A 25,077-nucleotide genomic window follows, 5' to 3' on the forward strand; every position below is an offset into this window, starting at 1 on the left:
GCCGAGACCGGTCAGCCGGGGCGACTGTGTTCGTGCACTACGTGAACTCGGCACAAATACCTTTACTCGGTTCTGGATTAAATATGAGTAACAATTAAGTGCGCCGGACTGAATCCTCTGGGTAGGTTTCGCACACGGCCGTTACCATGACAAACGACAACACCGAAAGCGACAGTCTGACGCGTCGGCAGTACGTGAAGGCAGGCGGCGCCGGGGCCGCCACGCTCGCCATCGCCGGGTGCCTCGGCGGCGGCGGCGACGGCGACGACGACGGCGAGACGACCTCGCCCGACGACGGCGGCGACGGCACGACCCAGTCCGGCGACGACAACGGCGGCGGCAGCGGCGGCGAACTCGAGATCGTCCACTGGTGGACCGCCGGCGGCGAGGAGGACGCCCTCCAGGCGCTCGTCGAGGGCTTCGAGGAGGAGTACCCGGACGTCACGGTCAACAACAACCCCGCTCCCGGCGGCGCCGGGAGCGCGCTCGACACCGAGATCCAGAGCCGCATCCTGAACGAGGACCCGCCGAGCACGTTCCAGATCTGGCCCGGGAAGGCCCTGAACACCTACACCGAGTCCGAGGTCCTCGTGGACATCGGCGACAGCGTGTGGGGCGAGGAGATGCGCGACGCCTACCTCGAGGGCGTCAAGCAGATGTCCCAGCCGGCCGGCGACTACGTCGCCGTCCCGCTGAACATCCACCGCCTCAACAACCTCTTCTACAACGTCTCCGTCCTGGAGGACGCCGGCGTCGACCCCGGCTCCCTGGACTCGCCGTCCGCGCTCCTCGACGCCATGGAGACCATCGCCAGCGAGACGGACGCCACCCCCATGGCCCACCAGACGCAGGCGCCGTGGTCGAGCGTGCAGCTCTGGGAGAGCGTCCTCATCGGCGTCGCCGGCGTGGACGTCTACCAGGACGTCCTCGACGGGAACGTCGCGGCCAACGAGGACGCGGTCAAGGAGGCCCTCCAGCTCGTCGCCGACTACAGCGAGTACTTCAACGAGGACGCGGGCTCGGTCGCCTGGGACGAGGCGAACAGCGGCGTCATCCAGGGCGACGCGGCGTTCCTCCACCAGGGCGACTGGGCGGCCGGCCAGTACAAGGCCGCCGAGGACTTCGAGTTCGGCACGGACTGGGAGCACGTCCCGTTCCCGGGCACCGGCGGCGTCTACCACGTCGTCACCGACTCGTTCGTGATGCCGACGTCGAACCCCTCGCCGGACGCCACCGAGAAGTGGCTGCGCTACTGCGGCTCCGTGGACGGCCAGGAGCGGTTCAACCCCATCAAGGGCTCCATCCCGCCGCGGACGGACGTCCCGGACGACGAGTTCGGGCCGTTCCTCACCGCCCAGCGCGAGGACTTCGAGAACTCCGACGCGCAGCCGCCGTCCATCGCGCACGGCACCGGCGTCACGCCCGAGGTCAAGAGCAACGTCGAGGGCGCGTTCTCCTCGTTCAACGGCAGCTGGAACGTGGACAGCACGTACAACGAGCTCACGAACGCGTTCTGAGCACCCCACCAGATGCGTTCACGTATTCTGCGGGCGCTCAGCGGCCGCGAGCGGGACCGCGCGGGGACCGACCAGCCGCGCACGGGCTCCGAGGGAGACGCCGGACCGAAAGCCGGAACTGCACGCGGTGCGAGTGACTCCACACGGATGCGCACCGACGGCGGCGCGGACGACGCGGCGGTTCGGACCGACGGCGGCACGGCGACCGAGTCGGCCGGCGCGACGGCCGACCGCCCGGGCCGCGCGCGCCGCCTGCTGGACAGCGAGTTCGTGCAGTCGCTGCCGTTCTGGCTGCCGGCGACGCTCCTCGTGGGGCTGTTCGTCTACGGCGCCATCGGCTGGAACTTCCTCATCTCGCTGACCGACTGGAGCGGACTCCGGCAGCCGGAGTACTCGAACCTCGACTTCGACCTCTACGGGCGGTTCTTCAACAGCGTCTGGCAGGGCGGCCTCCTGTCCGGCCCGCACACCCAGGAGTACTGGGCGCTGCGGAACACGCTCGTCCTCCTGGTCGTGTTCACGGTGTCCGCGCTCGTCGTCGGGCTGCTGCTGGCGATCCTCGTCGACCGGAACATCCGCCTGGAGAACACGTTCCGCACCATCTACCTGCTCCCGATGAGCCTCTCGTTCGTCGTGACGGCCATCTTCTGGGCGTGGATGTACAACCCCACGTCGGGGCTGATCAACGAGAGCCTCCGCTTCGTCGGCCTCGGGTCGTTCACCCAGCAGTGGATCAGCGACCCGCAGCTGAAGCTGTTCGCGGTGATGTTCGCGCTCATCTGGCAGTTCAGCGGGTACGCGATGGTCGTCTACCTCGCTGGCCTGCGCGCGATCCCGGACGCCCAGTACGAGGCCGCGAAGGTCGACGGCGCCGGCCTGCTGAAGATGTACTGGCGCATCATCGTCCCGCAGTTGCGCGCGTCGACGACGAGCGCCGCCGTCGTGCTGATGGTGTTCGCGCTGAAGGCCTTCGACTTCCTGTTCGTGATGTTCGGGACGCGCCCCGGCCCGTCGGCGGACATCCTGGCGATGATGATGTACCGGGAGTCGTTCGGCACGACCAACTGGGCGTACGGCTCCGCCATCGCGATGGTGCTGTTCCTGCTCGCGCTCGGCGTCATCGCGCCGTACCTCTACGTGCAGTTCAAGCGAGGTGACCTCTGATGTCCGCGACCGACACTCGACTGGCGTGGAACCGCGTCGCGCTGTACACCACCCTCGGCCTGCTGGTGGCGTTCTACCTCTCGCCGCTGGAGAGCGCCGTCATGACGGCGTTCAAGACCCAGACCGGGTTCTTCGAGACGTCGCCGCTCGTGCCGCCCGGGCCGTCGACGTTCACCCTCGACGCGTGGGGGCAGGCGTTCGAACGCCTCGAGTCCGGGCTGGTGAACAGCCTGCTGTTCACGATTCCCGCGACCGTGCTGTCCGCGACCCTGGGCAGCCTCGTGGCCTACGGGCTGACGAACACGAACTGGCGCGGGCAGGCGTTCGTGCTGGTGTTGCTCATCGCGGGCATCTTCATCCCCTACCAGTCAGTGCTCGTGCCGCTGTCGCGGTTCTGGGCCATCGTCGACGTCGCAAGCCTGTTCTCGTGGCTGGAGCCGGTCGCGAACAACGAGGGGCTTGTGGCGCTGGCGGTGACCCACACCGCTTACGGCGTCCCGATCACGACGCTGCTGTTCCGCGCGCACTACAAGGCCCTGGACGACTCGATGCTGGAGGCGGCGCGGCTCGACGGCGCGAGCATCGCGAAGATCTACGCGCGCATCGTGTTGCCGCTGTCGATCCCGATGTTCGCCGTCGCGCTCATCTACCAGTTCACGAACATCTGGAACGACCTGCTGTTCGCGCTCGTGCTCGTCCAGAACCCCGCCAACGACGTCGTGACCATGTCGCTGACGTCGCTGAAGGGGTCGATGGTGAGCCAGTACAACCTGCAGATGGCGGGAGCGTTCATCACCGCGCTCCCCACGCTACTCGTGTACGTGCTCTTCGGCGAGCAGTTCGCCGAAGGGGTCGCCGGTGGAGGTGCCTGACATGGCTGAACTACAACTCGACCACATCACGAAGACGTTCGACGACGGAGGCGACGAGATCGTCGCCGTAGACGACGTGTCCATCGACATCGAGGACGGCGAGTTCCTCGTGCTCGTCGGACCGTCGGGCTGCGGGAAGTCGACCACGCTGCGAACGATCGCCGGCCTCGAGACCGTCACCGACGGCGAGATCCGCCTCGGCGGCGAGGTCATCAACGACAAGCGCCCCCAGGACCGGAACACCGCGATGGTGTTCCAGTCGTACGCGCTGTACCCGCACATGACCGTCCGGGAGAACATGTCCTTCGGGCTGGAGGAGTCCACGGACATGCCCGACGACGAGGTCGAAAAGCGGGTGACCGAGGCCGCCGAGATGATGGGCATCGCGGACCTCCTCGACCGGAAGCCCGGCGAGCTGTCCGGCGGCCAGCAGCAACGCGTCGCGCTCGGGCGGGCCATCGTCCGCGACCCGCAGGCGTTCCTGATGGACGAACCGCTCGCGAACCTCGACGCGAAGCTGCGCGCGCAGATGCGCACGGAGCTCCAGCGCCTCCAGGAGGACCTCGGCGTGACGACCATCTACGTCACGCACGACCAGACGGAGGCGATGACGATGGGCGACCGCATCGCCATCCTCGACGACGGCGAACTCCAGCAGGTCGGCACGCCCCTGGAGTGCTACCACGAGCCGGCGAACCTCTTCGTCGCGGGCTTCATCGGCGAGCCGTCGATGAACACCTTCGAGGCGCGCGTGGACGGCGACCGGCTCGTCGCCGACCACTTCGCGTTCGAGCTCACGGACCGGCACCGGGAGGCCATCGGCGACGCCGACCGCGTCGTCTTCGGCATCCGGCCGGAGGACGTCGAGGTCGGTACCACCGCCGACGACCACACCTACGACGTCACCGTCGACGTCGTGGAGCCGAAAGGCGACGAGAACTACGTCCACATGCGCTTCGAGGGCGCCGGCGAGGACGAGACGTTCACGGCGACCATCGACGGCCTGCGGCAGGCAACCGCTGGCGACGACGTGACGGTCCGGTTCCCCCCGGAGGCCGTCCACGTCTTCGACGCGAAGACCGGCGACGCGCTCCTGAACCGGTCGCTGGAGGACGCCGAGGGCGTCGAACTCGTCCTGTAGCGGTCGCCGCCCATCGCTTCGCTGCCGCGCTCCGGACCGCCTTCTACCAGTCCCGCATCACCGCCGACGCGTCCCGGAACGTCCTTGTCCGGGGAGCAAGTTCGCTCGGACAGTGATGGTCCCGGCGCCACTCCGGTACCCGTTCCGCGGCGAGCGCCGCCTCGACACGCTGCTCGTCGGCGGCGGCCTCCACCTGCTCGCCGTCTACGTGCCCGTCGCGCCGCTCGTGGTCGCGCTCGGCTACCTCGTCGCGGTGTTGCGGGACACGAGCGCACGCGACGAACGGGCCATGTTCGAGGCGCTCCCGCCGTTCCGGGACCTCCGGGCGGTCGTCCGGCTCGGCGTCGGCGCGAGCGCGGTCGTCGTCGCGTTCCTCGCTCCCGCCGCCGTCGTGCTGGTCGTCACCGTCGCGGGGCTCACGCAGGCGCCGCTGTCGCCGGGCGACGTCTCCTTCGGCACGTCGCTCGGGTTCGTGGCGGGGTCGACCGCGTCGCTGCTGCTCGCGGTGGCGTTCACGTACCTGCTGCCGGCGGCGCTCGCGAACTTCGCGGCGACGGGACGCCTGCGCGCGGCGTTCGACGGGCGGGTGCTCGCGCGCGCCGCCGGCGACGGTGCGTACTTCTACGACGTCGTCCTCGGGCTGGTCGCCGGCGGCGTCCTCCTCGTCCTCGCGCGGGCCACGACGGCGTACGCGGTCGGGTTCTTCCTCGCGTTCTACGCGGAACTCGTCGCCGTGGGCTTCTGGAGCCGCGGCGTCCGGCGGGCGCTCCCCGGCCTGGCGAGGGCGGCCAGCGAGTCTCGCGAGGCGGCCGCGCGGGACTGAACCGCGCCGTGAATCGTCGCGTCGAGCCCGGCGCTGGCGGTTAGGCGCCACCGAACCTGGCTTCGGGCCGGTGTGTGACGCCGTCTCCAGGTGAAACGCGGCGCACGCGCGTCTGACGCCAGTCGTGGCCCGCACAGCGGTTCCGGGTCCCACTCTCGTCGCCCGCAACACGGCCGGTGTCTCGGCGGCGACCTGTTTTCGACTGGAGCAAAACGGCACCGCCCGCATCCGGTCTCCACGCGAACTGTAAACCCGATTATAGCCGTATTAGTCCGCGGTACTCCCCTCCTAGAAACACTTTTACGGCCGGGCGAGAATGTAGTTAATCCTAGCCTAACGGGGGAGAAACTCATGGAATGTGTCGTCTGCGGCCGTCAGAGCGGCTACAACAGGGCCGTCGTGGACACGACGGCCGACCGGGAACTCGGCGGCCTCTGCGTCCGCTGCGAGCTCCGGAAGCTCGGCGAACTCGCCGACCAGCTCGGGTCCGACGACCAGTCGTGTGCGTACTGCACGCGCGACGGCCTCTGGGCGCTCCCGAAGTACCTCCCGTCCACCTACCGCGAGGACGGCCGCACCGTCTCGTACGTCGACTACGAGGTCGGCGCGGACACGCTGCGCGTCTGCGACGAGCACCTCTCCGCGCTCGGCGTCGCCGACCTGCCCGTGACCGACGACCGACCGATCGCCGCCACCGGTGACAGGGAGTGACCGTCAAGACCCATGCCAGTCCGCATCCACGCCGAATGGCTGACCCAGACTGACGAACGCATCCTCGAGGTCCTCGACGAGGCGGGCCCGCTCACGAAGTCGGAGCTCCACACCGTCCTCTCGAACCTCGCGCCGGTCCTGGACGTGCCCCGCCACGAGTTCGACCAGCGGTGCGCGAAGCTCCACCGGCGCGGCCTCCTCGTGCGCAACGACAACCTCGTCGCGCTCTCGACGACCGGCATGGAGTTCCTCGACGGCGAGTACCACCTGAGCACGTTCGAGGACGGGTCGGCCGGCTCGCGGCCGACGCGCGGGACGAGGTCGGACTACTGGATCTGCTCGTCCTGCGGGACGACGCTTACGGTCGACGACGACCACTGTCCGGTCTGCAACGACTCCTCGAAGCCCGTCCAGTAGGCGGTCGGCGCGCTCACCGGGACTCGAGGGCCTCGACGCTCACCGGGACTCGAGGGCCTCGACGCTCACCGGGACTCGAGGGCCTCGATGCACTCCAGGAGCGCGCGGCCGTTGTGGTAGGCGCCCTTGTACATCGCGCCCTTGCGGCCGACCGGCTCCAGGTCGTCGGTGACTCCGGAGTGCCACTCGCCGACCTCGTCGTCGACGACGTGTTCCTCGACGAACTCGTAGGTCCGCTCGAAGACCTCGCGGTAGCGGTCCTCGCCAGTCTGCTCGTACATCCGCAGCGCCGCGGTCGCGCACTCGGCCTGCACCCACCACGCCTTCACGCGGTTCGTGGCGTCGCCGTCGAGCGGGCCGAAGAAGTAGAAGCCCCCGCGCTCGTCGTCGTAGCCGTGTGCCAGCGAGAAGTCGAACAGCCGCTCGTAGAGGTCCTCGAAGAGGCTCGTCGACACGCCGAGGGCGTCGGCGGCCTCCATGGTCAGCCAGACGTTCTCGAGGTCGTGGCCGTACGAGACCACGCGGAAGTCCTCGTCGTCGAGCCGCGGCGTCCAGTCGGGGTCGTACTTGTCCGTGCACGCGGTCAGCTGCTTCCGGACGACCGTGTTCGTGCAGACGTCGAGGAGCTCGTGGAGGCGCTCGCGGCCGGTCTCGTGGCCGGTCGCGCGGTAGAAGGCGGTGACCGCCTCCAGCAGGTGGAGGTGGGTGTTCATCAGCTTCAGCGTCGGGTCCAGGACGGCGTCGCCGGACTCCTTCGGCGACCAGTCCGGCTCGATGTTCGCGAGGTACGTCGTCCCCTCCGTGACCTGCGTCCAGTCCGGCTCGAAGTACTCGTCGTAGCCGCCGTGCTCGTGGTCTTTCGCCGCGTCGTCGACCGTCTCGAAGAGCTCGACCGCGAGGTCGCGGGCCTCCTCGTCGCCGGTCGCGCGGTGGTACTCCGAGAGCGCGTAGAGGACGAACGACTGGCCGTAGAGGTGCTTGCGCGGCTTCAGCACGTCCCCGTCTCGGCTGACTTCCCAGTAGTAGCCGCCGTGCTCGTCGTCGCGCAGCTCGTCGCGGAGGAACTCGTAGCCGAGCCGCGCTTCCTCGGTGTAGTCGCCGTCGACGGCCGCCGAGCGCGTGAGCCGCGCGAACAGCCAGGTCATCCGCGCCTGCGTGACGACCATCTTGTCGGTGTTCCCCGCGAACTCCCCCTGCCGGTCGTAGCTCAGGCGGTAGCCGCCGTGCTCGTCGTCGAGGCACCGCGGCAGCCAGAAGTCCAGCACGTCGTCGAGGTTCGCGCGGAGCCGCGGCACGTACTCCGCGGCGAGGTCGGCAGAATCCGTACTCATATCCGAGTGAGTCGTTCGCAGACCCGCCACTAAGCCCTGTCGCATCCGCGCACGCGGCGTCTCTGCGGCGGCCTCAGGACTGCCGCTGCTCGTACTCCTCGGGCGTGTACGTCGACAGCTCGAGCGCGTGGATGTCCGTCGTCATGTGGTCGTCGAGGGCGTCGTACACCAGCTGGTGCTGCTGGACGAGCCGCAGCCCCTCGAACGCCGGCGAGACCACGGTCGCCGCGAGGTGGTCGTCGTCGTGCTCCCCGCGCATCCGGGAGACGCTCGCGTCGGCGTCCTCGATTTCGGCCTCGATGATCGCCTCGATCTCCTCGAACTCGAGATCCATGCGGGGTACTGGGACCGCCGCGGAGATAAGCCCGCTGGACGCCGCGGTCGGACCACCGAGGCCGCGGCAGCGCCGCGGCGGAACTCACCGGTGGCATTTTCTCCGCGGGGGACGAGGCCTCGCGCATGCGCTGGTCCCCCCGACGCGTCGCCGAACTGGTCGCCGCCCCCACGGACGCCCTCGAGGACGTCCCGCTGTGGGCCGGTGCGGCCGTCGTGATCGCGCTGTGCGTGCTGAACGCGGCGCTGGCCTCTCAGGCGGCGGCCGCCGTCGCGTCCGCGACGGTCGGCACCACCGAGGTCGACAACCCCGACCGGCCCGACGAGTGGCTCTGCGACCAGGCCGACGACGAGTTCTACGAGGAGTACCGGGACGCCTGCGAGACTGAACCCGAGACCGTCACCCGGTCGCACGCGGAGCCGGCCCGCGAGGCGGCGAACGGGCTGGTGCCGGTGGCGTTCCTCTCGACGGCCGCCACCTGGCTGGCGGTCGCCGGCGCGTTCGCGGTCGCGATGGGCGGCCGCAGCCCGGACGCCCTCGGCGAGCGCGTCTCCTACACCAGGGTGCTCGCGGTGACCGGCGTCGGGTTCGCGCCCGCCGCGCTCCGGTACGCGGCGCGCGCGTTCGCCGTCGAGCAGTCGCTCGCCGACCGGGCGCTCTCGCCGGCGTCCCTCGACGGCGCCCGACGGCTCGCCGTCGACGCGATGACGCCAGAGTCGACTCTCTACGCGGCGGTCGTCCTCGTGACCGTGGCCTGGTCGGCGTACGCGTGGCGCAGGGGCCTGCACTCGGCGTTCGACCGGGCCGGCGTCGGCGTCGACGCGGCCGTCGCGTTCGCCGCGGTCCTCCTGCTCGTCCAGGCAGTCCACCCGGTCTACCTCGGGGGCGGCGCCCTGGCTCCCGGGTTCGTGTTCCTCCTCCTCGGACTGCCGGCGCTCGTCGCGCCGCGCGTCCTCGAACGCATCGACCTGTTCTTCGACCTCATCGGGACGCGCGGCGACGTCGAACTGAAGCCCTGGCGCGTGCTCCTCGAACAGCTCGGCGGGCTCGCGTTCGTGCTCGCGGCCGCCGTCGCGTTCGGCGCGCTGGCGCTGGCCTGACGGCTACGTCCAGCGGTCGAGGCCGGTCTGCGTGACCGCCTCCTCGATGCGGTCGAAGCCGCGCGCGACCTCGTCGGCGTCGACGTGCCACTCGTCGACGACGTACTCGCGGGCGGCGTCGACGTCCGGCGAGACCTCGTAGTCGACGTCGTAGTCGTCGGCGACCTCGGGGTCCAGGAAGAGCTCGCGGATGCGGTCCGCGAACTCGACGTGCTCGCCCTCCGCCTCCAGGACGCCCCAGAGGTCGCCGTGCTCGTGGATCGCCGCCAGGGCCGTCTTCGGGCCGAAGCCGGACAGTCCCTCGTTGAAGTCCGTGCCACAGAGGATGCCGACGTCGACGAGCTGGTCCCACGTGAGGTCGTGCTTCTCGAGGGTGGCCTCGAAGTCCATGCGCTCGGGGTCGCCCTTGCTCGTGAGCTGGCGGAGGGTCACGGGCGCGCCGAGCAGCAGGCAGTCGTAGTCGTCGCTGCCCGCGAAGTCCACGTCGTCGTCGACGCGCGCCATGTACGCGGCCTGCGCTTCGCCCTCCGCCGGCGCCTCCACCTGCGGCACGCCCAGCAGGTCGAGGAGTTCGCGGCTGGTCTCGTGGATGGACGCCGTGAGCCGCTGCGTGCGCGCCTCCAGGCGCGCCGCCTCGATGGCCTCGCCGGCCTCGCGGGCCGCCTCCAGTTGCTCCTCGTAGCGCTGGCGCTGCTCGCGGCGCTGCTCGATCTCCTCGTCCTTGAGGTCGGTGACGCCGCCGTCCCAGACGAACACGGGCGTGAGGTCGTGCTCGAGGAACTTCGGGAGCCCCTGGACGATGCCGACGAGGTTCGCGACCTCGGTGCCGTCGGGCGTCGTGTACACGTCCTCGCGGGTCCACTGGACGGTCGTCGTGAGGTACTTGTACAGCCAGTTGTGCGCGTCGACGGCCACCACGTCGCCGTCCAGCTCCTCGAACGGCGTCGTCTCGATGACCGCGAGCTGTCGCAGGTCCGCGTTCCCCATTGGGTCCGCGTAGGCGCTCCCCCGGTTTAACCGTTCAGCTACGCGACGCCGGCCGCGACGACGGCCAGCGAGACGCCGACGGAGACGACGCCGGCGCCGAACCCCCGCCAGGCGCGGCGGTCGCCGACTGCGTCGGCGTACCGCGCGGGGAGCCGCGACCGGACGACGCCGGGCGCGAGCAGCGCCGGGACGCCGGCCGCCAGGTGGAGCGCGGCGAGCGCCGCGAGGAGTGTGGCGAGCGGTGTCATGGGTGGGTCACGCGAGCGAGAGCAGCAGGAGGCCGACGCCGGCGGCGACGAGGCCGGCCGCGCGCCACTGCTGGTCGTCGCCGCCCACGGCCGGGAAGACCGTCCGGCAGGCTGCCGCGGTTCTCGTCGGCGCGAACACGCCGAGCGCGCCGACGGCGATGCAGAGCGCTCCGGCCGCGGGCGCGGCCAGCGAGACGGGAGACACGGGCGGGGGTTCGCGGCCCTCCGTGAAAAGTCACTCGTCGACGCGCGGCGGCGGCGACGCGCCGCGCTTGCGCTCGAGGAACGCGGCCTCGGCGGCCGAGCGGTCGCGCTCGCGGTACCGGTCGAGGCCGTCCCCGTAGGCGGCCGCGCGGTCCTCGCAGGGCCGCTCGAGGACGAGTTCCGCGATGCCGGTCTCCTCGCCGGTGAACCCGAAGCCGGCCTTGTGGAGGGCCTCGTACGCGAACGGGTTGTTCACGGCGATGCGAACGCGCTCGCGGTCGCGGAGGAGGCGGTCGGCGGCGAACGCGCAGAGCGAGGCGCCGACGCCCTCGCCGCGGCGGTCCTCGCGGACGGTGACGTACCGCAGCCACGCCGTCTCCGGGTCGGTGCGGTCGTCGTTGAACGAGACGGCAGCGACGACGTCCTCGACGGGGTCGTCGCTGTCGCGGGCGGCCGGCGGCCAGCCGTCGCGCTCGTCGAGGGGCGGCCCCTCGTAGGCGACGGCCTTCCCCGTGTTCGTCGTCACGAACTTCCCGGCGTAGCTGAACGCCCGCCAGTCGAGGCGGAGCGTCGGACCGTCGCCGGGGCCGCCGAGGACCGCGTACTGCACGCGCTGCGGTAGGGCGGCGAGTGCAAAGAGTTGCGTGCCTCCGCCGCGTGGGTGGCGGCGTGCACGACGTCAGGTACTTCGACCGGTTCGCGCCGGTCTACGACCTCGCGATGCCGCCCGCGGACCGCGGCCACCTCGCGCGCGGCCTCGCCGCCGCGGACGGACGCGTCGAACGCGTACTCGACGTCGGCGGCGGAACGGGCCGCGCTGCCCGCGCGCTCGCCAGGGACACCGCGGAGACCGACGGGAAGGACGTCACGGTGGTCGACGCGAGCGGGGAGATGCTCGCCGGAGCGCGCGACCGCGGCCTGCCGGTCGTCCGGGGGGACGCCGGCCGGCTGCCGTTCGCGGACGGCAGCGTCGACGCCGTGGTCGTCGTGGACGCCCTCCACCACTTCCCGGACCGCGACGCCGCCGTCCGCGACGCCGCGCGCGTGCTCCGGCCGGGCGGCGTGCTCGTCGTCCGCGACTTCGACCCGACGACGCTGCGCGGCCGCCTGCTCGTCGCCGCCGAGCGCGCCGTCCGCTTCCGGTCGGCGTTCGACGCGCCGGACGACCTCGCAGACCGGTTCCGCGCGGCGGGCCTGGACGCGCGCGTGGTCGACCGCGGGTTCGGCTACACCGTCGCCGGCGTCGCGCCGGGCGTGCCGTGACCGCGAACCGGGACCACCATTACCCCCCGCGCCGAACGCGCAGCCATGAAGCTGTACGACGCCGACCCGCGAGCGGTCGTCCGGTTCCTGCCCGGCGACCTGGCGGCGGTGTTCCTGCTCGTCCTCGTCGGCACCATCGAGCACGGGTCGCTGACGGCGAACCGGTACGCGGGCGTCCTGTTGCCGTTCCTCGTCGGCTGGTTCGTCGTGGCGCCGTTCGGCGGCGCCTACGACGAGCGCGTCCTGGAGTCGACGCGCGCGGCGATGGGGTACGCGGTGGCGTCCTGGCTGGGCGCGGACTTTCTCGGGCAGCTGTTGCGCGGCACCGACTACTTCCCGGGGAACGCCGACCCCGTCTTCTTCCTCGTGATGCTGGCCGTCGGCAGCGCCTTCCTCGTCGCCGCCAGGTTCGCGACGCTCGTGGTCGTCGACGTCCGCTCGTAGGCGCCAGTCACGCGCGGACCGCGAGCGCGACCGCGGTGAGGAGGCCGGCGACGGCGAGACCGGCGAGCACCGCGAACAGCGCGGGCGCCGAGAAGTACTGGAGGATGCCGCCCGCGAGCGCCGCGCCGCCGGCGCCGACGCCGAACACGCCGAGGTACGTGTACCCGTAGGAGAGCCCGCGCGTGCCGGCGGGCGTGTACAGCGCGACGGTCGCCTGGTACAGCGGCTGGATGACGAACAGCGTGAACCCGAGGAGCGCGCCGACGACCAGCAGCGGGACGAGGCCGGCGTCCGCGGCGGGGAGGAAGACCGCGGCGAGCGCGGCGAGCGCGCCGAACGTGGCCGCGATGGCTCGCTCCGTGGGGACGCGTTCGGTGAGCTTCCCGCCGACGTACTGGCCGAGCACGCCGACCGTGAGGATGCCCGCGTAGACGTACCGGTACGGTTCGAGCGTGCGGCCGGCGAACTCGACGGGCGCGAACGACGGGAGCGCGGACAGGAGGTCCGGGAGGAACGTCAGCACGCCGCGGTAGTAGAGGCCGGACAGCATCACGAGGACGAAGACGGCGGCGAACGGGCCGACGAGCAGGAGCTTCGACTCCGCGAGGAACTCCCAGAGCGAGGTGACGCCGACGTCGGCCCTGGAGTCGCCGCCGGCCGTCGACTCGCCGCCGTCGGTGGCGGTGACGGCGGCGCGCTCGTCGAAGCGCACGCGGACGGCCACGACGCCCGCGACGACGGCGGGGACGGCGAGCACCGCGGCGACGGCGCGCCAGTCCGCGAACAGCAGGAGGACGGCGACCGCGAGCGGGCCGGCCGCGGTGCCGACGTTGCCGGCCATGCCGTGGTAGGCGAACGCCTCGCCGCGCTGCTCGACGCCGGTGGAGATGAGCGACAGGCCGGAGGGGTGGTAGACGCTCGCGGCGATCCCCCAGAGGACGAGCGCGAGGGCGACGACGGGCAGCGACGGGGCGACGGCCAGCAGGAGGAACGACCCGGCCATGCCGAACAGGCACGCGGCGATGAGCCGTCGCGAGCCGACGCTGTCGGAGAGCACGCCGCCGGGGAGGGCGCCGAGGCCGAACAGCGCGTAGCCGGCGGCGACGACGGCGCCGACGGTGCCCTTTTCGACGGGGAACTCGGCCAGCCAGAGGGGGATGAGGATGGGGATGGAGAGCTCGTAGGTGTGCACCATCGCGTGGGCGAGCGCGACGAGTCCGACGATGGCGCGGTCGTTGCGGTTCACGGCTGCTACGTGGACAGTCGACGCTGACCCCTAAAGGCGTGTCCACTCGGGCAGCCGCTGCGAGCCATAACTTACAGGGGACGTACGACGAACGCACCCCGAACTATTATAGTGGTTGCTTCCTACATACTAGATGAACTATGACTGGGTACTACGACGTCCTTCTCGCGGTGCTCCCGGTCGCGCTGTTCGGTCTCAGCGGCGGTCTGTACGCCGCCGGCGTCGACCTCACGGCGGCCCTCACGCCCGGTGGGCTCGTCGCCACCGCTCTCACCGCGCACGGCCTCTTCGTGAACGACCCGTCCGGCAGCCGCCAGTCCACGCAGCCCCGCCACGACGCCGGGTTCGAGTCGGCGGACTGACTGTCAGGCTCGGATCAGCGGACTGACTGTCAGGCTCGGATCAGCGGACTGACCGCCGGGTTCGAGTCGGCGGACCGACGGCGACGCCGACCGACGACTGAGGCTTTTTCACGCCGTCGCGCGAACCCCGGGGCATGCCAGAGACGCTGTTCGTCGCCGACAGCGACGTCGTGGGCCTCGCCGAACCCGCCGACTACGTCGACGCGGTCAGGGAGGGGTACCGCCAGCGCGGCGAGGGCGCGCCAGCGAAGCCGCGTACGAAACTGCTGAACGACGACCCGCCGGGCATGTTCACCGCGTACGCCGCCGTCCTCCCCGAGACGGGCGCGATGGGCGGCTACATGTACAGCGCGGGCTTCGCGGACGCCGACGCGTGGTTCGTGACGCCGCTGTTCGACGCCGACACCGGCGAACCGCTCGCGGTGCTCGACGGCGCGCGCATGAACCCCTTCAAGACCGGCGCCGCTGGCGCCGTCGCCGTCGACGCGCTCGCCCGCGAGGACGCCAGCACGCTCGCCGTCGTCGGCAGCGGCGCGCAGGCACGGGGCCAGGTCCGCGCCACGGCGACCGTCCGCGACTTCGAAGACGTCCGCGTCTACTCGCCGACCGCCGAACACCGCGAGGCCTTCGCCGACGACCTCGACGGCCGCCTCGACGCGGCCGTCGACGCCGTCCCGTCGAGCGCGGACGCCGTCTCCGGCGCCGACGTCGTCGTCACCGCGACTACCGCCAGCGAACCGGTCTTCGACGGCGGCGACCTCGAGGACGGCGCGCACGTCACGGCGATGGGCCAGTACCACCCCGAGAAGCGCGAGCTCGACGTCGAGACCATCGAGCGCGCCGTCTACGTCCCGGACCTCCGCGAGCGCGTCACCCAGGACGCCGGTTCCTTCCTGTACGCGCTCGAGCAGGGCGCCGTCACCGAGGACCACGTCCACGCCGAACTCGGCGAGGTCGTCGCCGGGGCGGCGCCGGGCCGCCAGTCGCCCGACGACGTCACGGTCTTCGACAGCGGCGGCACCGGCATCGAGACGGCCGCCGCCGCGCACATGCTCTACGAGCGCGCGGCCGAGCGGGGACTGGGCACGGAGATCGAGTTCGCGCCGGCCAGCGAGGCGCTCACGGGCGAGTAGCGCGCCCACTCACCGACCGAGGGTTCAAGTGCGGAGCCGCGACCAACCGGGACCGTGACCCGGTGAGTGGCGCGGCGCGTCCAGCGACAGTGCGGCGGCGCGCGTCGCGGTCCGGTGCTGCCGCCGCCCGCGAGCCCTACACGTACGGCGCGACGCCGAGCGCCTCGACGAGCGGCACGCCCGCGGCCAGCGCGCCGACCAGGTAGCCGGCGATGGCGCCGCCGTTCAACAGCGGGAGCCCGGCGTGGGGGCGCCCGCGGAACACCAGCCGCATCAGCACCAGCAGGCCGACGAGCGTCCCGGCGATGGCCGTGAGCGCGGCGAGTTCGACGCCGAACACCTCGGGGGTGTCGAGGAAGAACGACGCGCTCGCGACGAGGATCGTCGGCATCACCGCGTCGCCCAGGCCGATGAAGTACGCCTCGCGGTCCGACGGCGCCGGCGCCGCTGCCGTCTCCGACTCGCCGTCGCCGCTCGCGTGCGTCTCGTCGTCCGTTTCGCCGACCGCGCCGTCGTCCGCTTCGGCCAGCGTGCCGTCGTCCGTTTCGCCGACCGCGCCGTCGTTCGCGGACTCCTCGCCGACCGCCCGGGTGTCCTCCAGGAACGAGTAGCCGGCGGTCGCCGGCACGACCAGGACGATGGGGAGCCGCAGCTCCATCACGCCCGACGCGAGCGTGAGCATGTGCTCGGTGCCGTAGACGCTGATGGCGTCGTAGACGGCGAGCACCGTCAGCAGCACGAGCGCGGGCAGCACGCCGAAGCTGATGCCGAACAGCGCGGCGGCGCCCATCCCGAGAATCGCGCCGGCCGCGTCGACGACGTACCACTCGGGGTGGAAGTACAGCGCGGCGACCAGGGCGGCGGCGGGCGCGTACGCCGCGAGGTTCACGCCCGACACGAGCACCGGCGGGAACACCACGGCGAACACGTAGGAGGCGATGAAGCCGCTGGTGAACAGCACGAACGCGCGCAGGATCCACTGCTGGTCGTACTTGATGACCAGCAGGATGCCGGCCGTCGCGACGAGGAGGACGGCGACGTAGAGGACGCTGTTTAGGGGGTTCTGGGGGTCCTCGGTGGACTGGAGGCCCGCTGTCTCGAACGGCTCGAGGAGCGCGAGCGCGCCGAACTGGACGACGAGAAACAGCGCGAGGACGCCGCCGAGGACGGCGCCGGCGCGCAGCGAGTCGTTCATGGCCGGTCCGTCGCGCCGGCCGTGCTTTGGCTTTGCGACTCGCGGCCCGGGCGGGCGCTACCGGACGTACAGCGTCTCGCCGACGAGCGCCGGGAGGTGGACGCCGCTGGAAGGCGTCACGGAGAGGTACGGGCGCTCGACGGGCCCGAAGACGTCGACGACGCGCCCGACGTCGTCGAGGTTCTGGTCGACGACGCCCTCGCCGATGTCGGGGTGTGCGTCGTCGTCGCAGCGCACGACGGCGACGTTCTGGACGGTGCGGACGACGCTGCCGGCGCGCTGCATCACTCGCGCAGCGCCGCCACGTAGGCGGCGACTGCCTGGAGGAGGTCGGACTTGCCGGCTTCGTCGGCGTCCTTGACGAGGACGCGCCCCGATGGCTCCCAGTGGCGCCGCGGGTACGAGACGTCGCGCTCGACGACGGCGTCGTAGCCGACCTGCTGGACGGCGGTCGCGACCTCGTCGAGCGTCGGGTCGTCGACGGCGAGCGACTCGGGGACGCGGCGGCCCTCGCGACGCGACAGGGAGGCGTCGAAGTACGCGGGCCAGATGACGTTCTCGACCATACGCGTCGTAGCGGGTCGCGCGGTTAAACGGTATCGGAGGCGACTGGCGGCGGCCCGGCGCCATTATTCGGAGGCGACTGGCGGCGGCCCGGCGCGGTTACTCGGAGGCGGTTGACAGCGCCTCGACGCGGTTATCGGCGAGCGAACAGGACGGCGCCGAGCACGGCGACGACGGCGGCGCCGACGCCGAAGCCGGGCACGGTGGTGCCGCTGTCACCGGCGTCTGCGGTCGTCGGTGCGGCGGTCGTCCCGGCGTCGGTGGTCGCCGTCGTGGTCGCCGCGTCGGTCGTTCCGGGGGTGGTCGTGGTGGCGTTGGCGTCCGCGTACGCGTCCGGGTGGAACGCCTGCGCCAGCTGGGTCATCGGTTCGACGACGCGTGGCGCTGGCTGGCTGATGTGGTTGGTGTCGACGACGACCACGTTGCCCTCCTCCCAGGCGGTGGTGTTCCGGACGGCCGAGTCCTCGGGGACGTACGACTCGCTATCGTTGCCCATCCGCTCCGGCTGGACCGGGACGACGACGTACTCGGGGTCCTGCTCGACGACGAACTCCGCCGAGAGCTGTGGGTAGGGGTTGCTGGTGTCGGCGTCGGCGGCGATGTTGTCGCCGCCGGCGCGCTCGACGACCTGCCCGACGAAGGTGTCGGGGCCGGCGGTGTAGCCGCCGCCCATGGCGAAGTAGACGCTCGGCCGGTCCTGGCCCTCGACGGCGGCTTCGACGGTCTCGACGCGGTCGCGCATCTCGGAGACGGTGGCGTCGGCGCCCTCGCAGGCGCCGCTGAGCCCGCCGACGACGCGGGTCTTCTCGTAGATGTCCTCGATGGACGCCGCCCGATCGAACCGGTAGACGGTGACGCCGGCGTTCCGGAGCTGCGTGGCCGTCTCGTTGTCGATGGTGTTCGGCGCGAGCACGAGGTCGGGGTCGAGGCTGATGACCTGCTCGGTGTTCACCGTCGAGGGGTTCCCGGAGGTGACGACCTCCCGGGAGTCCGAGCCCTCGAGGAAGCCGGCGAACTGGGAGACGCCGACGACCTTCTCGCGGGCGCCGATCTCCCACATCGTCTGGGCTGCGCTGGGGTTGAGGGTGACGACGCGCTCTGGTTCGCTGTCGACGGTGACCTCGTGGCCGCTGGCGTCGGTGGCGGTGACCGGGAACTCGCAGTCGAGTTCCTGGGCCGAGGCGGCGTCCGCTGCGCCCGCCGTGCCCATCGCGCCCGCGAACCCGGCCGCGGGCGCGACGGCGGACAACAGTAGTAGAACTACACCAACTGCGGTTGTAATCCGTCGCATGTGGGGGAGACGGTGCTAGCGCAATAAATATTTGCCTAAAGAAATTAGAGTTGAACAGCACGGATGCGCACCGCCACTCGCGCCAGCGCCTGGACGGCCGGCACGCTCGCCGCGCTCGTCGGCGTGATGCTCGTCAGCGCCACGGTCGGCCCCGTCGACATCGACGCCGTCAGCGTCGCGCTCGCCGCGCTGGACGCGCTCGCGCTCCCCTCCGCCGTCACCGTCTACGCCTCGCCGGCCGCGCTGCCGGGCGTCGGCGAGGTGCCGTGGCCGCGCTTCGACGTCGTCTACGCGTCGCCGCTGGACTTCGCGGTGTCCGGGCAGGCCCAGTACATCGTCGGCGAGATCCGCCTGCCGCGCATCGCGCTCGGCGCCGTCGTCGGCGCCGCGCTCGCCATCTCCGGCGCCGTCATGCAGGGGTTCTTCCGGAACCCGATGGCCGACCCCTCCATCATCGGCGTCTCATCGGGCGCCGCCGTCGGCGCCGTCTCCGCCATCGCCTTTCCCCTGCTGCTGCCGACCGGCGTCCAGCTGTCGGCGTTCCTCGGCGCGCTCGTCGCCGCGTTCGCCGTCTACCTGCTCGCGTCCCAGGACGGCCGGACGCCCGTCGCCACCCTCCTGCTCGCGGGCGTCGCCGTCCAGACGTTCCTCGGCGCCGTCACCTCCTACCTCGTCGTCCACTCCGGCCGCAGCATCCGCGAGGCGATGTACTGGCTGATGGGGAACCTCCACGCCGCCGGCTGGCACGACGTCGAGGTCGCGCTCCCGGTCGTCGTCGTCGGGAGCGTCGTCCTGCTCGCGTACGCCCGCGACCTGAACGTCCTGCTCGCCGGCGAGGAGGACGCCCACGCGCTCGGCGTCGAGGTCGAGCGCACGAAACGCGTCCTGCTCGCCGTCTCCAGTCTCGTCACGGCCGCCGCCGTCTCCGTCGCGGGCGTCATCGGGTTCGTCGGCCTCGTCGTCCCGCACGTGATGCGGCTGCTCGTCGGCCCCGACCACCGCGTCCTCCTGCCGACGTCCGCGTTCGCGGGCGGCGCGTTCCTCGTCGCCGCGGACACCGTCGCGCGCGCCGGCGCCGCCGAACTGCCCGTCGGCATCGTGACGGCGTTCGTCGGCGCGCCGTTCTTCCTCTACCTGCTGCGCAACCGGGAGGTGCACGCGCTGTGACCCTGGACGTCCGCGACGTCGACGTGGAACTCGGCGGCCAGCAGATCCTCGACGCGGTGAGCGCGAGCGTCGGCGACGGCCGCCTCGTCGGCGTCGTCGGGCCGAACGGCGCCGGGAAGTCGACGCTGCTGCGCGCGATGAACGGCGTCGTCGACCCCGACGCCGGGACCGTGCTCGTCGACGACGAGGCGGTCCAGGACCTCTCCTCGCGGGCGACGAGCCGCCGCATCGCGAGCGTCCCCCAGGAGTCGGCCCTCGGGTTCGACTTCACCGTCGCCGAAGTCGTCGAGATGGGCCGGCACGCCCACGTGCCGCGGTTCGGCGCCGACCCGGAGCCGGACGCCGTCGAGCGCGCGATGGAGCGCGCGGAGGTCGCGGCGTTCGCGGACCGCGCGTTCACGTCGCTGTCCGGCGGCGAGAAGCAGCGCGTGCTACTGGCGCGCGCGCTCGCCCAGCAGGCGCCCGTCCTGTTGCTCGACGAGCCGACCGCGAGCCTCGACGTCAACCACCAGGTGCGGACCCTGGAACTGGTCCGCGGGCTCGCCGACGACGCCGACCGCGCGGTCGTCGCCGCCATCCACGACCTCGACCTCGCGGCGCGGTACTGCGACGAGCTCGTGCTCGTCGCGGACGGCCGCGTGCTCGACTCGGGGCTCGCGGCCTCCGTGCTGACGCCCGGCGCCGTGAGGGAGGCCTTCGACGCGCGCGTCGCCGTCGGCACCGACCCGGCGACCGGCGAACCGACGGTCACGCCCCTCCCGGAGGCGGACGGCGAACTGGACCGCCGCGTGCACGTCCTCGGCGGCGGCGACGCGGCGACGCCGGTGCTGCGCGCGCTCGCGGACGCCGGCGCGGCGGTCACGCTCGGCCCCGTCGGCGAGGGCGCCCTCGACCACGAGACCGCGCGCCGGTTCGGGTTCGACGCGGTGACGACGCGGCCGCTGTCCGCGCCGGACGCGGACTCGGTCGCTCGCGCACGCGAGCACGTCGAGCGCGCGGACGCCGTCGTCGTCCCCGCTCCGGCCGTCGACGTCGGCGCGAACCCCGAACTCCGGCGGGCGGCGCCGCGAGCCGTGGTCGTCGGCGACGACGCGGACGTGGACGCCTGGCAGGTCGCCGGGGACGGCGTCGTGGACGCGCTCGCCGCGCTCGACGACGCGGACGCCGAGACGCCGTTCGCCGTCGCGGACGGCGGCGAGCGGTCGTGAGACGCGCTCGCGGCCACGGTACGGGCCGGCCGAACGGACGGCGGTGCGTCGCGCCGAGGCCGGGCCGCCTATGTGTGTCGCACGCACAGGGGTAGCCATGCGTCGCGTGGTCGCCGCCGTGGTCGTGCTGCTGGTCGCCGTGCCGGTCGCGGGCGGCGCGCTCGCCGGCCCCGCGCCGACGGCCGTCGCCGACGAGGCCGACGCGTCGGCGTCGGCGACCGGGAGCGCCGTCGAATCGACGACCGACCGCGCTCGGGCGGCCCAGCGGGCGACCGGCGCGCGGGACGGCCCCACCATCGAGAAGCACGTCCGCCTGTTCCTCACGCCCGACCGGCCCGGCGAGGTCGACGTCGAGGTGACCTACCAGGTCCCCGACGGGGTCTCGCGGCTCGAGGTGAACGTCCCCGGGGACGCCCGCGAGGTGGAGAGCGCGGCGTTCACCGCCACGGACGGCGCCTACGAGTGGGACGGCGAGACGGACCCCGCCGTGCTGTCGTTCTCGCTGCCGGCGAACCAGAGCGCGACCGGCGCCCGGTCACCGAGCGTCGCCCAGGACGGCCAGTACGCGTTCGTCGACACCGGCCCGTGGGCGGTCGTGCGCGTGCCGGGCCTCCAGACCGGGTGGTCCTACCGGGGGTCGAAGCCGACGCTCGAACAGGAGGTCAGCGTCGGCGGCGAGGGGTCGACGGGCGGCGAGATCGCGTACCTCGGACCGGGCGAGACGTACACGCGGACGGCGAACGGCCAGGAGTTCACGCTCGCGGTGCCCGACAGCGCGGACCTCGCGGCGCCGCCCGGGGAGATCCTGGACGCGCTCGCCGCGGCGGCGGGCCGGTTCGACGTCGGCGCGCGCGACGACGAGGTGTGGTTCGTGGCGGCGCCGGCGGGCGCCGACTGGGGCGTCCGGGGCGTGGAGTACGGCGGCACCGACGCGTGGGTGCTCGCGGACTCGCCGCTGGACGAACCGGGCAACGTCTGGTTCCACGAGTACGTCCACACGCGGCAGGCGTTCGACACGGCGTCCAGCGGCCGCTGGGTGACCGAGGCGGCGGCGGAGTACTACTCGGCGCTGCTGGCGCTGCGCACCGGCTACGTCGACTTCGAGGCGTTCGAGACGTACCTCTCGTACGGCGAGCGCGAGCCGTGGCGGAGCGCCGTGCTCGCGTCCCCCTCGACGTGGGCGGGCGGCGCGAACTACGTGAAGGGGAGCCTCGTGTGGGGCGCCGTCGACCGCCGGGTCAGGCTCGCCACGAACAGTTCGGCGACGATGGCGGACGTCTTCTACCGCCTGAACGAGCGGGACGACCGCGTGACGAACGCCGACGTGCTCGCGGCGGTCGACGACGCCGCAGGTCCGGCGGTCGCGGACTACGGGCGGCGGTACACGGAGACGGACCGCGTGCCGTCGATGTGGTCCCGCGGCGAGCACGCCGAGGCGTTCGGGACGGCGCCGCCGCGCATGACCTACGAGCACACGGAGTTCGTCGTCGAGGGCCCGTTCCGGAACGAGACGTTCTCGTCGCCGCCGACGCTGTACGTCGGGGAGACGCTGACCGTCGCGTCGTCCGTGACCAACGAGGGCGGGCGGACCGGCGAGTACAGCGCCGGCGTCTCGCTGGACGGCCGCTCGCTGGCGTCGGCGAGCGGCGACCTGGCGCCAGGCGAGTCGGAGGGCCTCTCGGTCGGGAACGCCCTCGAGGAGCCGGGGACCTACGAGATAGCCGTCGGCCGGAGCACCACCGACGTCACCGTCCGCGAACCGGCGTCGGTCGCGGTCGACTCGCTGTCCGTCTCGACCGAGAACCCGCGCACCGGGGAGAACGTGACCGTGACGCTCGCGCTGTCGAACCCCACGGACGCGTACGCGGCCGGCCCCGTCGACGTGACGGTCGACGGCGAGACGGTCGCGTCGGTCGAGGCGGCGCTCGCGCCCGGCGCGTCGACCACGCGGTCCCTGTCGGTGCGGATGGACGCCGGCGGCAGCCGGCAGGTCGCGGCCGGCGGCGAGTCCGTCGCGGTGCGCGTCGGCGTCGCCTCCGGCGGAGACGGCGGCACCGACACGGAGATTCCCGGCTTCGGCGCTGCCGTCGCCGCCGTCGCCGTGCTCGCGGCGGCCGCGCTCGCCGGCCGCGGCTGAACGACCCCGGGAGCCGCGAGTTTATCAGCCGTCCCGCCCAACCCCGCGCCGTGACGACCCGCGCACGCGCCGCCCTCGCCGCCGTCGCACTGCTCGTCGCCGCCGGCTGTCTCGGCTCGCTGCCCGGTTCGCCGGGGTCCTCGCCCGCCGAGAACCGGACCGCGACCGTGGTCGACGTCGTGGACGGCGACACCGTCGACGTCCGGTTCGCGGACGGCACGGAGGACACCGTCCGCCTGCTCGGCGTGGACACGCCCGAGGTGTACGCCGACAACTCGCCCGCCGAGTTCGAGGGCGTCCCGGACACCGAGGCCGGCCGGTCGTGCCTGCGGTCGTGGGGCGAGCGCGCCGGCGAGTACGCGCGCGACCGCCTCGCGGGCGAGACGGTCACCGTCGCGCTCGACCCGGAGAGCGACCGCCGCGGCGGCTACGACCGCCTGCTCGCGTACGTCTACGTCGACGACGAGTCGTTCAACCGCGCGCTCGTCGAGTCCGGGTACGCGCGCCTCTACGACACCGAGTTCGGGGCCCGCGACGACTACGCCGCCCTCGAGCGGCGGGCCCGCGAGCACGGGACCGGGCTCTGGTCGTGCGCGGCCTGACCGCCCAATCCGGTGCCCGGCGGTGGGCCGCCGAACGGCGGGCCGCGGAAGGCTTATTCCGCGCGCACGGGGATTCCGAGACGTGACGTCGAACGGCAGCGACGCCGGCGACGCCCCGGGGCGCCTGCGGGCGGCCCTGGCGGCGCGGTTCGGCGTCGACGAGCGCGCGCTCGCCGTCCTCCGGGCAGCGCTCGCCGCGCTCGTCGTCGTCGACCTCGCGCTGCGGGCGCGGCACCTGACCGCGTTCTACACCGACGCGGGCGTGCTGCCGCGCTCGCTGCTCGCCGAGCAGTACGGCGTCCTCGCGCAGTTCTCGCTGCACGCGCTCTCCGGCGCGGCGTGGGCGCAGGCGCTGCTGTTCGGCGCGACCGCGGTCGCCGCGCTCGCGATGCTCGCCGGCTACCGCACGACGCTCGCGACGCTCGCGACGGGCGTGCTGGTGACGTCGCTGCACTACCGGAACCCGCTCGTGCTGAACAGCGGCGACACGCTGCTGCGGATGCTGTTCCTCTGGGGCGTGTTCGTCCCGCTCGGGCGGCGGTGGTCCGTCGACGCGCTTGCCGACCGAACGCCGGACGCCAGCGACGGCCGCGTCGCGAGCGTCGCGACCGCCGGCCTGCTGGTGCAGGTCGTCGTCGTGTACGCGACCAACGCCGTCCTGAAACTCCGGGGCGACCGCTGGCTGGCCGGCGACGCCACCGAGCGCGTGCTCCACCTCGACATGTTCACCGTGCTGCTCGGGGACGCCCTCGCGGAGTACCCGGCGCTGCTGTCCGCGCTCGACCGCGTCTGGCTCGCGATGCTCGTCGGCTCCGTGCTGCTGGTCGCGCTGACCGGGTGGCTGCGCGCGGCGTTCGCCGCCGCGTTCGCCGCGGCCCACGCGGGCATGCTGGCGACGATGCAGCTCGGCGTCTTCCCGCTGGTCTCGGTCGCCGCGCTCGTTCCGTTCCTCCCGCCGGCGGTCTGGGACCGCCTGCCCGGGTGGCGCCGGACGCCGGGCGTCCGGAGGCTGCCAGTCGAACGCTGGGCGCGCCGCGTCGACGGGGCGCTCCCGCTTCTCGCGCTCCCTCGCCCGCCTCGGGCGCTCGTCCGCTGGAAGCGCCGCGTCCTGCCGCCGCTGCTCGGCGTCCTGCTGGTCGGCCTCGTGGCGTGGAACGCCGCGACGGTCGGCCTCGTGGGCGTGCCGGCCGCCGCGCCGGTCGACGAGTCGCCGGAGCCGCGCTGGGACATGTTCGCGCCGACGCCGGCGGACACGGACTACTGGGTGGTCGCGCCCGGCCGCCTCGCGCCCGGCGAGCGCGTCGACGCGTTCCACGGCGGACCCGTGCGGTGGGCGGAACCGCCCGACGTCGCCGCGAGCTACCCCTCGTCGTCGTGGCGGAAGTACGTCGCGAACCTCCGCGGCGGCGACCCGGCGCTCGCGGCGGGGTTCGCCGAGTACCTCTGCACGCGGCCCGGCGCGCCCGAGGGCCTCCGCTCCGTCGAGGTGTACGTCGTCGAGGAGGCCGTCGTCCTCGACGGCGAGGGGGAGACGGAGCGCGTCCGCCTCGCGGCCCGGAACTGCTCGGGCGGCTGACCGCGGCGCGCCGAATCGCCTCGAACACAGGCTTTTAGCG

Annotated in this window: 28 protein-coding genes; 17 read left to right on the forward strand and 11 right to left on the reverse strand. The window is 72.5% G+C overall.

All coding sequences use genetic code 11. The annotated features are described in order from the left end of the window. Positions 1-146: 146 nt before the first annotated feature. The 7 genes from U5911_RS12895 to U5911_RS12925 all read left to right on the forward strand — a co-directional run bounded on the left by U5911_RS12895 (position 147) and on the right by U5911_RS12925 (position 6,645). The gene (locus U5911_RS12895) at positions 147-1,517 is read left to right on the forward strand and encodes an ABC transporter substrate-binding protein (RefSeq protein WP_336037382.1); all 1,371 of its coding nucleotides are present in this window, start codon (positions 147-149) and stop codon (positions 1,515-1,517) included. A gap of 147 nt (positions 1,518-1,664) precedes the next feature. Beyond that, complete coding sequence (locus U5911_RS12900) at positions 1,665-2,681, forward strand: carbohydrate ABC transporter permease (protein WP_336037384.1); 1,017 nt, start codon at positions 1,665-1,667, stop codon at positions 2,679-2,681. Further along, positions 2,681-3,553 carry a carbohydrate ABC transporter permease gene (locus U5911_RS12905; protein ID WP_336037386.1) on the forward strand — a complete coding sequence of 291 codons (873 nt, stop codon included), beginning with the start codon at positions 2,681-2,683 and terminating at the stop codon, positions 3,551-3,553. The genes U5911_RS12900 and U5911_RS12905 overlap by 1 nt, the downstream gene beginning before the upstream one ends. Position 3,554: 1 nt before the next feature. Beyond that, the gene (locus U5911_RS12910; RefSeq protein ID WP_336037388.1) at positions 3,555-4,694 is read left to right on the forward strand and encodes an ABC transporter ATP-binding protein; all 1,140 of its coding nucleotides are present in this window, start codon (positions 3,555-3,557) and stop codon (positions 4,692-4,694) included. Between the two features lie 115 nt (positions 4,695-4,809). Beyond that, positions 4,810-5,517: a DUF4013 domain-containing protein gene (locus tag U5911_RS12915; protein ID WP_336037390.1), complete on the forward strand. Its 708-nt coding sequence runs from the start codon at positions 4,810-4,812 to the stop codon at positions 5,515-5,517. Between the two features lie 351 nt (positions 5,518-5,868). Then, positions 5,869-6,228: a hypothetical protein gene (locus tag U5911_RS12920; protein WP_336037392.1), complete on the forward strand. Its 360-nt coding sequence runs from the start codon at positions 5,869-5,871 to the stop codon at positions 6,226-6,228. 12 nt (positions 6,229-6,240) lie between these two features. Next, positions 6,241-6,645 (forward strand): hypothetical protein, encoded by a 405-nt coding sequence (locus U5911_RS12925; RefSeq protein WP_336037394.1) that lies wholly within the window; start codon positions 6,241-6,243, stop codon positions 6,643-6,645. A gap of 65 nt (positions 6,646-6,710) precedes the next feature. Here U5911_RS12925 and U5911_RS12930 read toward each other — a convergent pair whose 3' ends face one another. Both U5911_RS12930 and U5911_RS12935 read right to left on the reverse strand, forming a co-directional pair. After that, on the reverse strand, positions 6,711-7,976 hold the full coding sequence (locus tag U5911_RS12930; protein ID WP_336037395.1) for an AGE family epimerase/isomerase: 1,266 nt from the start codon (positions 7,974-7,976) through the stop codon (positions 6,711-6,713). A 73-nt stretch (positions 7,977-8,049) separates the two neighbouring features. Continuing rightward, entirely contained in the window at positions 8,050-8,310 is a 261-nt protein-coding gene (locus U5911_RS12935; protein WP_336037396.1) for a BolA family protein, read from the reverse strand. A 125-nt stretch (positions 8,311-8,435) separates the two neighbouring features. Between U5911_RS12935 and U5911_RS12940 the strand changes: the two genes are divergently transcribed. After that, positions 8,436-9,410 (forward strand): hypothetical protein, encoded by a 975-nt coding sequence (locus U5911_RS12940; protein WP_336037398.1) that lies wholly within the window; start codon positions 8,436-8,438, stop codon positions 9,408-9,410. A gap of 3 nt (positions 9,411-9,413) precedes the next feature. Here U5911_RS12940 and fen read toward each other — a convergent pair whose 3' ends face one another. From fen to U5911_RS12960, 4 genes are read right to left on the reverse strand one after another with little or no spacing between them, the layout of a single operon-like run. Continuing rightward, a complete protein-coding gene (fen, locus tag U5911_RS12945; RefSeq protein WP_336037400.1) occupies positions 9,414-10,397 on the reverse strand; it encodes a flap endonuclease-1 in 984 nt (327 codons plus the stop codon). Positions 10,398-10,435: 38 nt separating this feature from the next. Continuing rightward, positions 10,436-10,645: a hypothetical protein gene (locus U5911_RS12950; protein ID WP_336037401.1), complete on the reverse strand. Its 210-nt coding sequence runs from the start codon at positions 10,643-10,645 to the stop codon at positions 10,436-10,438. Between the two features lie 7 nt (positions 10,646-10,652). Further along, positions 10,653-10,850: a hypothetical protein gene (locus U5911_RS12955; protein WP_336037402.1), complete on the reverse strand. Its 198-nt coding sequence runs from the start codon at positions 10,848-10,850 to the stop codon at positions 10,653-10,655. A 30-nt stretch (positions 10,851-10,880) separates the two neighbouring features. Next, the gene (locus U5911_RS12960; RefSeq protein ID WP_336037403.1) at positions 10,881-11,459 is read right to left on the reverse strand and encodes a GNAT family N-acetyltransferase; all 579 of its coding nucleotides are present in this window, start codon (positions 11,457-11,459) and stop codon (positions 10,881-10,883) included. 110 nt (positions 11,460-11,569) lie between these two features. Here U5911_RS12960 and U5911_RS12965 point away from each other — a divergent pair, with 110 nt between their 5' ends. Both U5911_RS12965 and U5911_RS12970 read left to right on the forward strand, forming a co-directional pair. After that, positions 11,570-12,112, forward strand: a complete 543-nt coding sequence (locus U5911_RS12965) for a class I SAM-dependent methyltransferase (protein WP_418771541.1) — start codon at positions 11,570-11,572, stop codon at positions 12,110-12,112. Between the two features lie 45 nt (positions 12,113-12,157). After that, positions 12,158-12,556, forward strand: a complete 399-nt coding sequence (locus tag U5911_RS12970; RefSeq protein WP_336037407.1) for a DUF3054 domain-containing protein — start codon at positions 12,158-12,160, stop codon at positions 12,554-12,556. A 7-nt stretch (positions 12,557-12,563) separates the two neighbouring features. Here the strand turns inward: U5911_RS12970 and U5911_RS12975 are convergent, their stop codons facing one another. After that, positions 12,564-13,802, reverse strand: coding sequence for an MFS transporter (locus tag U5911_RS12975; RefSeq protein WP_336037409.1), 1,239 nt, complete (start codon positions 13,800-13,802; stop codon positions 12,564-12,566). Between the two features lie 140 nt (positions 13,803-13,942). On the opposite strand from U5911_RS12975, the gene U5911_RS12980 reads away from it, so the two are divergent. Continuing rightward, a complete protein-coding gene (locus U5911_RS12980) occupies positions 13,943-14,164 on the forward strand; it encodes a DUF8015 family protein (protein ID WP_336037411.1) in 222 nt (73 codons plus the stop codon). Between the two features lie 134 nt (positions 14,165-14,298). Further along, positions 14,299-15,297, forward strand: coding sequence for an ornithine cyclodeaminase family protein (locus tag U5911_RS12985; protein WP_336037412.1), 999 nt, complete (start codon positions 14,299-14,301; stop codon positions 15,295-15,297). Between the two features lie 136 nt (positions 15,298-15,433). Here U5911_RS12985 and U5911_RS12990 read toward each other — a convergent pair whose 3' ends face one another. The 4 genes from U5911_RS12990 to U5911_RS13005 form a co-directional block, all read right to left on the reverse strand. Next, positions 15,434-16,492, reverse strand: coding sequence for a presenilin family intramembrane aspartyl protease PSH (locus tag U5911_RS12990; protein ID WP_336037414.1), 1,059 nt, complete (start codon positions 16,490-16,492; stop codon positions 15,434-15,436). A 57-nt stretch (positions 16,493-16,549) separates the two neighbouring features. Continuing rightward, entirely contained in the window at positions 16,550-16,777 is a 228-nt protein-coding gene (locus U5911_RS12995) for an H/ACA ribonucleoprotein complex subunit GAR1 (protein WP_336037416.1), read from the reverse strand. Next, a complete protein-coding gene (gene srp19 / locus U5911_RS13000) occupies positions 16,777-17,058 on the reverse strand; it encodes a signal recognition particle subunit SRP19 (protein WP_336037418.1) in 282 nt (93 codons plus the stop codon). The genes U5911_RS12995 and srp19 overlap by 1 nt, the downstream gene beginning before the upstream one ends. 131 nt (positions 17,059-17,189) lie before the next feature. Then, positions 17,190-18,347: a PGF-CTERM-anchored ABC transporter substrate-binding protein gene (locus U5911_RS13005; protein WP_336037420.1), complete on the reverse strand. Its 1,158-nt coding sequence runs from the start codon at positions 18,345-18,347 to the stop codon at positions 17,190-17,192. Between the two features lie 63 nt (positions 18,348-18,410). Here U5911_RS13005 and btuC point away from each other — a divergent pair, with 63 nt between their 5' ends. The 5 genes from btuC (at position 18,411) to U5911_RS13030 (ending at position 25,037) form a co-directional block, all read left to right on the forward strand. Further along, positions 18,411-19,514 (forward strand): vitamin B12 ABC transporter permease BtuC, encoded by a 1,104-nt coding sequence (gene btuC, locus U5911_RS13010; protein ID WP_336037421.1) that lies wholly within the window; start codon positions 18,411-18,413, stop codon positions 19,512-19,514. Beyond that, the gene (locus tag U5911_RS13015; protein ID WP_336037423.1) at positions 19,511-20,722 is read left to right on the forward strand and encodes a heme ABC transporter ATP-binding protein; all 1,212 of its coding nucleotides are present in this window, start codon (positions 19,511-19,513) and stop codon (positions 20,720-20,722) included. Before btuC ends, U5911_RS13015 begins: the two co-directional genes overlap by 4 nt. A 97-nt stretch (positions 20,723-20,819) precedes the next feature. Further along, on the forward strand, positions 20,820-22,859 hold the full coding sequence (locus U5911_RS13020) for a hypothetical protein (RefSeq protein ID WP_336037425.1): 2,040 nt from the start codon (positions 20,820-20,822) through the stop codon (positions 22,857-22,859). A gap of 50 nt (positions 22,860-22,909) precedes the next feature. Beyond that, entirely contained in the window at positions 22,910-23,461 is a 552-nt protein-coding gene (locus U5911_RS13025; RefSeq protein ID WP_336037427.1) for a thermonuclease family protein, read from the forward strand. A gap of 82 nt (positions 23,462-23,543) precedes the next feature. Continuing rightward, positions 23,544-25,037, forward strand: a complete 1,494-nt coding sequence (locus U5911_RS13030; RefSeq protein ID WP_336037428.1) for an HTTM domain-containing protein — start codon at positions 23,544-23,546, stop codon at positions 25,035-25,037. Positions 25,038-25,077 lie beyond the last annotated feature (40 nt).

The sequence above is a fragment of the Halobacterium yunchengense genome, assembly GCF_037031165.1.
GTDB classification, from domain to species: domain Archaea; phylum Halobacteriota; class Halobacteria; order Halobacteriales; family Halobacteriaceae; genus Halobacterium; species Halobacterium yunchengense.

Excerpts from the sequence above, each read along its gene's own strand:
- U5911_RS12895 (WP_336037382.1), top strand. The coding sequence starts at position 147 with ATGACAAACGACAACACCGAAAGCGACAGTCTGACGCGTCGGCAGTAC.
- U5911_RS12900 (WP_336037384.1), top strand. The coding sequence starts at position 1,665 with ATGCGCACCGACGGCGGCGCGGACGACGCGGCGGTTCGGACCGACGGC.
- U5911_RS12905 (WP_336037386.1), top strand. The coding sequence starts at position 2,681 with ATGTCCGCGACCGACACTCGACTGGCGTGGAACCGCGTCGCGCTGTAC.
- U5911_RS12910 (WP_336037388.1), top strand. The coding sequence starts at position 3,555 with ATGGCTGAACTACAACTCGACCACATCACGAAGACGTTCGACGACGGA.
- U5911_RS12915 (WP_336037390.1), top strand. The coding sequence starts at position 4,810 with ATGGTCCCGGCGCCACTCCGGTACCCGTTCCGCGGCGAGCGCCGCCTC.
- U5911_RS12920 (WP_336037392.1), top strand. The coding sequence starts at position 5,869 with ATGGAATGTGTCGTCTGCGGCCGTCAGAGCGGCTACAACAGGGCCGTC.
- U5911_RS12925 (WP_336037394.1), top strand. The coding sequence starts at position 6,241 with ATGCCAGTCCGCATCCACGCCGAATGGCTGACCCAGACTGACGAACGC.
- U5911_RS12930 (WP_336037395.1), bottom strand. The coding sequence starts at position 7,976 with ATGAGTACGGATTCTGCCGACCTCGCCGCGGAGTACGTGCCGCGGCTC.
- U5911_RS12935 (WP_336037396.1), bottom strand. The coding sequence starts at position 8,310 with ATGGATCTCGAGTTCGAGGAGATCGAGGCGATCATCGAGGCCGAAATC.
- U5911_RS12940 (WP_336037398.1), top strand. The coding sequence starts at position 8,436 with ATGCGCTGGTCCCCCCGACGCGTCGCCGAACTGGTCGCCGCCCCCACG.
- fen (WP_336037400.1), bottom strand. The coding sequence starts at position 10,397 with ATGGGGAACGCGGACCTGCGACAGCTCGCGGTCATCGAGACGACGCCG.
- U5911_RS12950 (WP_336037401.1), bottom strand. The coding sequence starts at position 10,645 with ATGACACCGCTCGCCACACTCCTCGCGGCGCTCGCCGCGCTCCACCTG.
- U5911_RS12965 (WP_418771541.1), top strand. The coding sequence starts at position 11,570 with ATGCCGCCCGCGGACCGCGGCCACCTCGCGCGCGGCCTCGCCGCCGCG.
- U5911_RS12970 (WP_336037407.1), top strand. The coding sequence starts at position 12,158 with ATGAAGCTGTACGACGCCGACCCGCGAGCGGTCGTCCGGTTCCTGCCC.
- U5911_RS12980 (WP_336037411.1), top strand. The coding sequence starts at position 13,943 with ATGACTGGGTACTACGACGTCCTTCTCGCGGTGCTCCCGGTCGCGCTG.
- U5911_RS12985 (WP_336037412.1), top strand. The coding sequence starts at position 14,299 with ATGCCAGAGACGCTGTTCGTCGCCGACAGCGACGTCGTGGGCCTCGCC.
- U5911_RS12990 (WP_336037414.1), bottom strand. The coding sequence starts at position 16,492 with ATGAACGACTCGCTGCGCGCCGGCGCCGTCCTCGGCGGCGTCCTCGCG.
- U5911_RS12995 (WP_336037416.1), bottom strand. The coding sequence starts at position 16,777 with ATGCAGCGCGCCGGCAGCGTCGTCCGCACCGTCCAGAACGTCGCCGTC.
- srp19 (WP_336037418.1), bottom strand. The coding sequence starts at position 17,058 with ATGGTCGAGAACGTCATCTGGCCCGCGTACTTCGACGCCTCCCTGTCG.
- U5911_RS13005 (WP_336037420.1), bottom strand. The coding sequence starts at position 18,347 with ATGCGACGGATTACAACCGCAGTTGGTGTAGTTCTACTACTGTTGTCC.
- btuC (WP_336037421.1), top strand. The coding sequence starts at position 18,411 with ATGCGCACCGCCACTCGCGCCAGCGCCTGGACGGCCGGCACGCTCGCC.
- U5911_RS13020 (WP_336037425.1), top strand. The coding sequence starts at position 20,820 with ATGCGTCGCGTGGTCGCCGCCGTGGTCGTGCTGCTGGTCGCCGTGCCG.